Here is a 7,154-nt window from a genome sequence, read left to right as displayed (position 1 = left end):
AAGACCGGCCAGAAGATCGCCCTGTCCGGCAACACCGGCAACTCCAGCGGCCCCCACCTGCACTTCGAGATCCGCACCACCCCGAACTACGGCTCCGCCGTCGACCCGGTGAAGTTCCTGCGCGCCAACGGCGTCACCGTCTGACCGGACGGACGGCCCTTACGGGCAGGCCCTAAGCGTCCTCGGACCCCCGGTGGGCCTGGGTGATCAGATCGATGGCGACCTCGAGGACGGCCTTGCGCTTCTCCTCGGGGTCGCTTTCGACGTCCTGGAGGACGTGCATCCCCGCGTGCATGGTGAACAGGGCGCTGACACAGCGCACCTGGTCGACCAGATCGGCGTCCGGATCGATGAGGATGTCCCGCAGGCCGAGCATGCGGGTCTTGAACATCTCGCCGATGCGCAGCTCGCGGATGGTGGCCTGGTTCTCCTGCATGAAGCGGAAGAGCGGGGCCGCGCCCATCAGCGCCTCGCTGTAGCGGCGGATGATCTCCTGTTTGGTCTCCAGCGAGTGCGGCTGCCGCCGCCCCCACTCGATCAGGTCCTCCATCGGGCGCGAGAGGTCCTCGAAGATGCTCACGAGGATCTCTTCCTTCGTCTTGAAGTGGTAGTACAGCGCCGCCTTCGTGACGTCCAGGTGCTCGGCGATCTCGCGCAGTGAGGTCTTCTCGTAGCCCTGCTCGGCGAAGAGTTCGAGGGCCACGTCCTGGATGCGCTGGCGGGTGTTCCCGCGGCGCCGCTGTCTGGTGCCGTCCATGGTGCCGCCCATCCTCCTGCTAGACCCCTCTTGACGAAAACTTACTTGACGCCCGGCTAGTTACGCGTCTAGCTTTCCCAGTGTAGTGAACTAGCCGGGCGGCAAGTAAGTAGCAGTGGTCACCACCGTGGCCGGGGGAGAAGGAATCATGGCGGACACACCAGCGGCGGGGGCCGTGGAGACGGACGGCGGCAAACAGCCGAGGAGCGTGCGGGTGGTCCTGCTCGCTCTCATGATCGCGATGATGCTCGCGATGCTCGACAACATGATCATCGGTACGGCCATGCCGACGATCGTGGGCGAACTGGGCGGCCTGGAGCACCTGTCCTGGGTGGTCACCGCCTACACCCTGGCCACGGCGGCCTCCACCCCGGTCTGGGGGAAGCTCGGCGACATGTACGGGCGCAAGGCCACGTTCATGACGTCCATCGTGATCTTCCTGATCGGCTCCGCGCTCAGCGGCATGGCCCAGGACATGGGCCAGCTGATCGCCTTCCGCGCGGTGCAGGGACTGGGCGCCGGCGGTCTGATGGTCGGCGTCATGGCGATCATCGGCGACCTCATCCCGCCCCGGGAGCGCGGCAAGTACCAGGGCATGATGGCCGCCGTGATGGCGCTGGCGATGATCGGCGGACCGCTGGTCGGCGGCACCATCACCGACAACTGGGGCTGGCGCTGGGCCTTCTACATCAACCTGCCGCTCGGCGCGATAGCGCTGGCCGCCGTCGGTGCCGTACTGCATCTGCCGAAGAAGCGGGCCAAGGCCGGTATCGACTACCTCGGGGTGGCGCTGCTGACCGTCGGCATCACCTCCGTCGTCCTCGTCACCACCTGGGGCGGCACGGAGTACGCCTGGAGCTCCGCGCGGATCATGGAGCTGATCGGCCTCGGTGTGGCGTCCCTCGTGGGCTTCGTGTTCTGGCAGACCAAGGCCGCAGAGCCGGTGCTGCCGCTGCACATCTTCCGCAGCCGCAACTTCACGCTGATGTCCGTCATCGGTTTCGTCGTCGGCTTCGTGATGTTCGGCGCCACGCTCTTCCTGCCGCTCTACCAGCAGGCCGTGCAGGGCGCCTCCGCCACCAACTCCGGTCTGCTGCTCCTGCCGATGCTCGGCGCGATGCTGGTGACCTCGATGGTCGCGGGCCGGGTGACCACCAACACCGGCCGGTACAAGATCTTCCCGCTGCTCGGCAGCGCGCTGATGATCGTCGGCCTGTATCTGCTGTCCACGATGGACACGGACACCACCCGCTTCACCTCCGGTGTCTTCATGGCCGTGGTCGGGCTCGGCATGGGCTGTCTGATGCAGATCACCATGCTGGTCGCGCAGAACAGCGTGGAGATGAAGGACATGGGTGTGGCGTCCTCGTCCACCACCCTGTTCCGTACCCTCGGCTCCTCCTTCGGCGTCGCGGTCATGGGCGCCCTGTTCAACAGCCGTGTCCAGGACGTCATGTCGGAGAAGGCCGGCGCGCTGGGCTCCCAGGTCACCGAGCAGTCCGCCCAGCTGGACGCCGCGAGCCTGGCGAAGCTGCCGGCGGCGGCCCGCGAGGCCTACCAGCACGCGGTGTCCTCGGGCACCCACTCGGCGTTCCTGCTGGGCGCGGTGATCGTGGTGTTCGCCCTGGTGGCGGCGGTCTTCGTGACGGAGGTCCCGCTGAAGGGCGCGGGCCCGAAGAAGGACGACAGCGGCGACGGCACGCCGGCGGCGATGACGGTGAGCGAGCCCGTCTGACCTCCTCCGGTACGTGATGAAGGCCCCCGCTCGCGGGGGCCTTCATCACGTACGGCACCCGTTGTCGGACCCCCGTGCCACCCTCGGTCACATGGACAGGACGCGGCAGCTGAGGCTGGCCAAGGACGCGATGGACCGGGACTGGGCCGACCCGGACCTCGACCTGGCCGCGATCGCCGCGCACGCCGGATATTCGCGCTTCCACTTCATACGCGCCTTCCGGGAGGTCTACGGCGAGACACCGGGCCAGTACCTCACGCACCGCCGGATCGAGCGCGCCGAGGACCTGCTGCGCACCGCGAACCTGTCGGTCACGGAGATCTGCCACGCGGTCGGCTTCAGCAGCCTGGGCACGTTCTCGGCGCGGTTCAAGACCCGGACCGGCCTCACCCCCAGCGAGTACCGCACCAGGCATGTGGGCCGCGGCGCCGCCCTGATACCGGGCTGCTACGCCATGCACTGGCTCGGCGGCCACCGGCCCGCTCCGGACAGGGCGGCGGCACGGAGCAATTCCGGAGAAGCGGACTGACGGCGGCGCTGCCTACGGTGACAGGGCACCGAAGGAACGGCCGCGACACGGGAGTACGCCATGATCAAGGGTCTCGCCATCACCACCGTCTGGGTCCTCGACCAGGACCGGGCGAAGGAGTTCTACACCGAGAAACTGGGCCTGGAGGTCCGTACCGACATGACCCTCGGCGAGGGCGGCATGCGCTGGCTCACCGTCGGCTCGCCGAAGCAGCCCGACGTCGAGCTGACGCTGATGGTCCCCGGCACGGGCATGGACCCCGAGTCCGCCGAGATGATCAGAAAGCTGGTGGCCAAGGGGGCGCTCGGCCCCGGCGTGCTGACCACCGACGACATCCACGGCGACTGTGCCCGGCTCAAGGAGCGCGGGGTCGAGTTCATCCAGGAGCCGCAGGAGCGGCCGTACGGCACCGAGGCGCTGTTCCGGGACGACTCCGGCAACTGGTTCTCGTTCACCCAGCCCCGCGAGGGCGGCCTCGACACGGACAAGGACTGGTCCTGCTGAACGGCGGCCGCTACTGCGCCAGTACGGGATAGCTCCCGGTGTTCGTCGGCGCATGCTCGGGCAGCCACAGCACGGCGACGGCGCCCTCGGCCGGCGCGTCCTCCGGTGCCCCCGGCGGACGTACGTTGCGGAAGGTCAGCCGTGCGCCCAGCACCCGGGCCTGCCCCGCCGCGATGGTCAGGCCCAGCCCGTGACCGCGGCCGGCCCGGTCCGCGCTGCCGGTGCGGAAGCGGCTCGGCCCCTCGGCGAGCAGCCCCTCGGGAAAGCCGGACCCGTGGTCGCGGACCCGGACGACCCGGCCCTCGACGGTGACCTCGACGGGCGCCCTGCCGTGCCGGGCGGCGTTGGCGAGCAGGTTGAACAGCACGCGCTCCAGGCGCCGCGGATCGGTGGTGACCTCCGACTCGTGCACCACGCGCACGGTGACGTCCGGGTTCTTCGTCGTCACCCGCCGGGCGACGAACTCGCCGAGCAGGATGTCCTGCAGTTCGGCACGTTCCGAGGCGCTGTCCAGCCGGGCCACCTCCAGGACGTCCTCGACGAGGGTGCGCATCGCCCTGGCCCGGTCCAGCACCAGCTCGGTCGGCCGGCCCGGCGGCAGCAGCTCGGCGGCGGTGAGCAGTCCGGTCACGGGGGTGCGCAGTTCGTGCGCGATGTCGGCGGTCACCCGGCGCTCGGCCTCCAGGCGCTGCCGCAGCGCGTCCGCCATGGCGTCCACCGCGCTGGCCAGGTCGTCGGTCTCGTCCCGCACCACCCCGCCGATCGCGTCCCGCACCCGGACGTCCGTCTCGCCCTTCGCGACCCGGCCCGCGGCGGTGGCCGCCTTCCGCAGCCGCCGCGACAGATGGCCCCCGATGAGCACCCCGAGCGCGCTGCCGCCCAGCACGACCGCGATGGAGCCGATCACCAGCGCCTGGTCGAGATCCTTGAGGATGTCCGAGCTGCGGTCCGTGAAACCGGAGTGCAGGGACATCACATGACCGTTCTTCAGCGGCACCGCCGCCCAGACGTCCGGCGACCCGCCCGGCCGGTCCACCACATAGGTGGCCCGCCGGCCCGCCTCGGCCTTCTCCCGCAGCTCCGGCGGCAGCTCCGGGTCGTCGATCTTGGTGTTGGGGAAGTTCAGCCGCCCCGACAGCTCGTAGTTGCGCTGGGCGATCAGCACCCGCTCGTCCGCCAGGTCGCGCGCGTTGTCCAGCATCGACACCCGGGCCGCGTTGTGCACGACCAGGCTCAGCGCGACCGCCACCAGCGCCCCGACCAGCGCGATGGCCGCGCTGAGCTTCCACCGCAGCCCCGTACCTATGCCCACCCGTTCGACGCACGCCGCCACCAGGCGCCGGACATACCCGCGCATCCGCTTCACTCAGGCCTTCAGCTTGTAGCCGAAGCCACGGACCGTCTCGATACGGTCCTGGCCGATCTTCGTACGCAGCCGCTGCACATGGACGTCGACGACCCGGGTGTCGCCGCCCCAGCCGTACTCCCACACCCGCTCCAGCAGCTTGTCGCGGGAGAGCACGGTGCCGGGCGCCGCCGAGAACTCCAGCAGCAGCCGCATCTCGGTCGGGGTCAGCGCCACCGGGTGTCCCGCCCGGCGTACCTCCATGCCGTCGGTGTCGACCTCGAGTTCGCCGAACGCCAGCACACCGCCGTCCCCCGGCTCCGCCGTGTCCTCCCGGCCGCCGTTCGCCCGCCCGAAGCGGCGCAGCACCGCGCGGATCCGCGCCACCAGCACGGCACTGTCGAACGGTTTCGTCACATAGTCGTCGGCGCCCGCCTCCAGCCCCAGCACCACGTCGATCGCGTCGGCCCGCGCCGACAGCATGATCACCGGCACCATCGACTCGTCCCGGATGCGCCGGCACAGGCTGACCCCGTCGAGACCGGGCACCATGACGTCGAGCAGCGCGATGTCGGGACGGTCCGCGCGGAACGCCTCCAGGCCCGCCAGCCCGTCGGGCATCGCGGTGACCGCGAAGCCGTCCCGCTCCAGGGTGAGTTGGGTGGCCTCGCGGATGACGTCGTCGTCCTCCACGAACAGGACGTGGGTCTGGTCTGCCATCGCGGTGCTCTCAGTCCTCGTATGTTCTCGGTTCGGTGTGCGCGTGCGGTGCCCGTCCCCCACACGGACGCCGGGACCCGCGCCGGGGGTTCACCCGTTCCCGCCGCCGCGCGCCGGAAGTCTGTCTCAGTCGCGGGGCACCGGTGACGGCTGCACGCCGTCCACCTGCCCGTAGTCGTTGTGCGTGCGGTACTTCTCGGCGAACCGGTCCGAGATCCAGCGGTATGTGATCACGTTCTCGCCGGACGCGCTCGACACCCGGTCGCCACGGTCGTACACCTGCTGGGACACCACCAGATCACCGCGGTCGATCTCGCCGTACACCGGGGGCTCCTCGGCCGAGAACACGTTCACGTACGCGCCGCCCTGCTCGCGGTACACATAGGTGCCGACGCCGACCATGTCCCCGCAGGTCAGCACGTTGACGACGACGTCGTCGACGCCGCCCCGGGTGAGGTCGCCGTAACTCACGTCGACCGGGTACTCGTCGGCGACACACGGCTGCAGCTCCCGCTTGACCTCCGGCGAGACGGCCGGATCGGCCTTGATCAGCCGCACGGCGTCCACCCGGTCGGGGGTGCTCGAGGGGGTGGACGACGCCGCCGCGGCGGGGGCGCTCGCCATCGAGTCCGCGTGCGCCGGGCCCTCGTCCCGCGCGCCGGTGCCGCCCGTGCCACAGCCGGCGACGAACAGGACAGCGGCGGCGAGCACGGTCGTCGCCGTGATCGCCGCCCTGGCGGTGGTCCGGGCCCAGGTGGGCCCCGGGCCGGTCAGGCCGCGCAACGCTCCCGCTCCTCACGCTCCAGCGCGCGTGCGTCCAGATCGCGCGCCTCCAGCTCCTCGCGGAGCCGGGCGAGCGCCCGGTGCAGCGTGCTCTTGACCGTTCCGGCCGACATACCGAGGGCGGCGGCCGTCTCCTCCGTGGACATCTGCTCCCAGTGTCGCAGCACCACGACACTGCGCTGCTTCGGGGCGAGGACCTTCAGGATGTCCATCAGCAGGGCACGGTCGGCGTGCTGCTCGGTGGAGTCGTCCACACAGGCGTCCGGAAGCTGCTCGGTGGGCACTTCCTCCAGTTTGCGGGCCCGCCACCACTCCGTCCGCGTGTTGATCATGACCCGGCGGAGGTAGGCGTCGGCCAGCCGCTTGTCCTCGATGGTCTCCCAGCGGCCGTACGTCCGGGCCAGCGCGGTCTGCAGCAGGTCCTGGGCGTCGACGGGGTCCGGGACCAGTCGGCGGGCGCTGCGCAGCAGCGCGTCCTGCCGGGTGCGGACGTACTCCTCGAACCCGAGCACCGCGCCCTGCGCCATGTCCTCAGCCATGGTGAACCGCCTCCCGCTCCCCGTACCGGCCCGCACACGCGGACCGGCGGTACCGCCTGTGTTCCCTTGTCGTGTGCCCTCGGCGAGCACGTGATCGACGGTACGAAGGCGTTGTCACGGCGCTGTCCGAGGAAGCCTGCGGGAAGCGCTCGGCTGTCCGTCGGTTGTGTAACGGAAGGACTAACGGGGTAAAGCGGACCGCCGATCGGGCGTGTTACGGCGCGATATGTCCAGCGGTGCCG

9 protein-coding genes are annotated in these 7,154 nt (G+C 70.3%); 4 read left to right on the top strand and 5 right to left on the bottom strand.

Features of this window, described 5'->3' with window-relative positions:
* The coding region (locus IF28_RS0135080) for a M23 family metallopeptidase (protein WP_030229315.1) at positions 1-144 on the top strand (144 nt) is incomplete at its 5' end.
* A 28-nt stretch (positions 145-172) separates the two neighbouring features.
* Here the strand turns inward: IF28_RS0135080 and IF28_RS0135075 are convergent.
* On the bottom strand, positions 173-769 hold the full coding sequence (locus IF28_RS0135075; RefSeq protein WP_030229313.1) for a TetR/AcrR family transcriptional regulator: 597 nt from the start codon (positions 767-769) through the stop codon (positions 173-175).
* 136 nt (positions 770-905) lie between these two features.
* Here IF28_RS0135075 and IF28_RS0135070 point away from each other — a divergent pair, with 136 nt between their 5' ends.
* From IF28_RS0135070 to IF28_RS0135060, 3 genes are all read left to right on the top strand, one after another.
* The gene (locus IF28_RS0135070) at positions 906-2,492 is read left to right on the top strand and encodes an MDR family MFS transporter (RefSeq protein WP_030229311.1); all 1,587 of its coding nucleotides are present in this window, start codon (positions 906-908) and stop codon (positions 2,490-2,492) included.
* A 91-nt stretch (positions 2,493-2,583) separates the two neighbouring features.
* Complete coding sequence (locus IF28_RS0135065) at positions 2,584-3,021, top strand: helix-turn-helix transcriptional regulator (RefSeq protein WP_030229309.1); 438 nt, start codon at positions 2,584-2,586, stop codon at positions 3,019-3,021.
* Positions 3,022-3,081: 60 nt separating this feature from the next.
* Entirely contained in the window at positions 3,082-3,525 is a 444-nt protein-coding gene (locus tag IF28_RS0135060) for a VOC family protein (RefSeq protein WP_030229306.1), read from the top strand.
* Between the two features lie 10 nt (positions 3,526-3,535).
* On the opposite strand, the gene cseC is transcribed toward IF28_RS0135060, so the two are convergent.
* From cseC to IF28_RS0135040, 4 genes are all read right to left on the bottom strand, one after another.
* Positions 3,536-4,882, bottom strand: a complete 1,347-nt coding sequence (gene cseC, locus IF28_RS0135055) for a two-component system sensor histidine kinase CseC (protein WP_030229304.1) — start codon at positions 4,880-4,882, stop codon at positions 3,536-3,538.
* Between the two features lie 9 nt (positions 4,883-4,891).
* Complete coding sequence (gene cseB / locus IF28_RS0135050; protein WP_030229302.1) at positions 4,892-5,590, bottom strand: two-component system response regulator CseB; 699 nt, start codon at positions 5,588-5,590, stop codon at positions 4,892-4,894.
* A 126-nt stretch (positions 5,591-5,716) separates the two neighbouring features.
* Positions 5,717-6,373, bottom strand: a complete 657-nt coding sequence (locus IF28_RS0135045) for a hypothetical protein (protein ID WP_030229300.1) — start codon at positions 6,371-6,373, stop codon at positions 5,717-5,719.
* On the bottom strand, positions 6,361-6,900 hold the full coding sequence (locus IF28_RS0135040) for a SigE family RNA polymerase sigma factor (protein ID WP_030229299.1): 540 nt from the start codon (positions 6,898-6,900) through the stop codon (positions 6,361-6,363). Before IF28_RS0135040 ends, IF28_RS0135045 begins: the two co-directional genes overlap by 13 nt.
* Positions 6,901-7,154 lie beyond the last annotated feature (254 nt).

This window comes from Streptomyces sp. NRRL WC-3626, from assembly GCF_000718785.1.
Taxonomy (GTDB): Bacteria; Actinomycetota; Actinomycetes; order Streptomycetales; family Streptomycetaceae; genus Streptomyces; species Streptomyces edwardsiae.
This window is presented reverse-complemented; position numbering and strand designations above follow the sequence as displayed.

Coding starts and splice junctions, on each gene's coding strand:
- cseB (WP_030229302.1), bottom strand. CDS start 5,590: ATGGCAGACCAGACCCACGTCCTGTTCGTGGAGGACGACGACGTCATC.
- IF28_RS0135040 (WP_030229299.1), bottom strand. CDS start 6,900: ATGGCGCAGGGCGCGGTGCTCGGGTTCGAGGAGTACGTCCGCACCCGG.
- IF28_RS0135060 (WP_030229306.1), top strand. CDS start 3,082: ATGATCAAGGGTCTCGCCATCACCACCGTCTGGGTCCTCGACCAGGAC.
- IF28_RS0135075 (WP_030229313.1), bottom strand. CDS start 769: ATGGGCGGCACCATGGACGGCACCAGACAGCGGCGCCGCGGGAACACC.
- IF28_RS0135070 (WP_030229311.1), top strand. CDS start 906: ATGGCGGACACACCAGCGGCGGGGGCCGTGGAGACGGACGGCGGCAAA.
- IF28_RS0135065 (WP_030229309.1), top strand. CDS start 2,584: ATGGACAGGACGCGGCAGCTGAGGCTGGCCAAGGACGCGATGGACCGG.
- cseC (WP_030229304.1), bottom strand. CDS start 4,882: ATGCGCGGGTATGTCCGGCGCCTGGTGGCGGCGTGCGTCGAACGGGTG.